Here is a 1,900-nt window from a genome sequence, read left to right as displayed (position 1 = left end):
GTCGGCTGCGGGCGGTGGCGAGCGCGAGCGCGGACCGGCCGCTGCTGGTCGAGGTCCGTCTGGAGCAGACCGCGCCGGGCGACCCGCTGTACGCGCTCACCGGCCCGGAGAAGGCGGTCGTCTACGGCTGCCCCGACGCCGGTGACATCACGGTCAGCGGCGGCCGGTCCAGCCCGCTCGGGGCGGCGCTGGCGATGCTGCGGGACACCCTCGACGTGACGGCGCCCCGCGCCCACGGCTTCGGCTGAGCCGAGCCTGCGTCGGGCCTGAGCCGGGCCTGAGCCGGGCCTGCGTCGGGCCGGGCGTGCGTCGGGCCAGGACCGGGCCGGGACTAGGCCGGCGCGATGGCCTGGGGGAAGGCGAAGAGGCCGTCCGGATCGTAGCCGCGCTTCACCCGGCGAAGTCGGGCGAGGTTGCCGCCGTAGTACGCCTGGGCCCAGTCGGCCAGCCGCGGGTCCGGGTAGTTCTGGTACGCCTCACCGCTGGCGTACGGGCGCATGGTGCTCCAGACGTCCTGGAGCCAGGCCTGCGACTGGTCCACGCCCGGGCCCGAACCGGAGCCGGGGGAGGGGTAGTTGGCGATGTACTGGGCCGAGAACAGGGCGCCGCGGTGGACGAAGGCGGTGTCCCCGGGGGCGACCCGGTTGACCGCGCCGCCCAGGGCGTCGAGGGCGACCGAGGCACTCCCGCCCTGCGGCGCGGCCCGTGCGTACCGGTCGACGGCGGCCACCAGCGCCGCGATCCCGGCGGTGCCGATCGGCCTGGTGTAGAAGTCGGACCGGGCCGCGTACGAGGCCCTGGTCAGCCGGCCGTCGGGGTTCTGGCCGGGCAGACTGCCCGGAAGGTGGGCGGCCGCCTCGGACCAGCCGGCCACCCCGCCCATCTCCTTCATGGTGTCCAGGAACGGCGCGGTGTGGAGGGAGGCGGTGGCCGGAGCCACGGTCAGCCGGTCGACCAGGTCCGCGAGTTCGCTCTGCGGACCGAGCAGGTTGACGGTGCTGGTCAGGCGCAGCCGGCCGTCCGGCCAGGTGTCCAGGTGCAGGTTCGCCCAGAGCTGGTCCGGCGCGGCCGCCACCCAGGTCTGCCAGGCCGCGACCACTGCTCCGGCGGCGGACCACGGCCAGGAGAGGAAGCCGTACGCGCAGCTCACCGCCGGGTGGGTGCGGAAGGTGAAGGAGGTGACCACGCCGAAGTTGCCGCCGCCACCGCCGCGCAGCGCCCAGAACAGGTCGGCGTCGGTGCTCGCGTCCACCTGCCGGATCCGCCCGTCCGCCGTGACCACCTGGGCGCCGGTGAGGCTGTCGCAGGTCAGCCCGTACGCCCGGGAGGTGACGCCGATGCCGCCGCCCAGGGTCAGCCCGGCGACGCCCACGCTCGGGCAGGAGCCGGCCGGGACCGTGACACCATCGGCCGCCAGCCCCGCGTACACGTCGATCAGCCGCGCCCCGGCCCCGACCGTCGCCGCGCCGCCCGAGCCGCTGACCCCCGCCATCGACCCGAGGTCCAGGACCATCCCGCTGCCCGAGGACCAGCCCGCATAGCTGTGCCCGCCGCTGCGCACCGCCACCGGGACGGCGTGGCCACGGGCGAAGGCCAGGCAGGTCGCGACGTCCTGGGCGGTGGCCGGATAGACGATCCCGGAGGGGTGGAGGCCGTCGAACTGCGGCTGGTAGAGCCGGCTCGCCTCCTGGTACCGGCCGTCCTGCGGGCCGATGACGGTGCCGCCGAGGTCCTTGGCCAGCGCGGCCCAGTCGGCCGGGCCGACGGGGGTGGGGCTCGCGGTGCCGGGCCGGGGCGAGGGCGATGGGGTGGCGGCCGACGGGGCCGGGGACGGTTGCCGCTCCGGTCCGCCGCAGGCCGCGAGCACCGCCGCCAACGGCGCGGCGGCGAGCCGCAGCAC

Annotated in this window: 1 protein-coding gene and 1 pseudogene; one reads left to right on the top strand and one right to left on the bottom strand. The window is 76.5% G+C overall.

The window, feature by feature from the left end; all coding sequences use genetic code 11:
* Positions 1–248, top strand: a pseudogene (locus tag BG452_RS33945) (homoserine dehydrogenase); the annotation flags it as partial.
* An 83-nt stretch (positions 249–331) separates the two neighbouring features.
* Here BG452_RS33945 and BG452_RS33940 read toward each other — a convergent pair.
* On the bottom strand, positions 332–1,900 hold the full coding sequence (locus tag BG452_RS33940) for an FAD-binding oxidoreductase (protein WP_188308192.1): 1,569 nt from the start codon (positions 1,898–1,900) through the stop codon (positions 332–334).

Origin of the sequence: Streptomyces sp. CBMA123 (genome assembly GCF_014596465.1) — a bacterium.
In the GTDB taxonomy this organism is placed as follows: domain Bacteria; phylum Actinomycetota; class Actinomycetes; order Streptomycetales; family Streptomycetaceae; genus Kitasatospora.
Note: the sequence above shows the minus strand (reverse complement) of the source record. Positions and strands in the feature narration are given on the sequence as shown.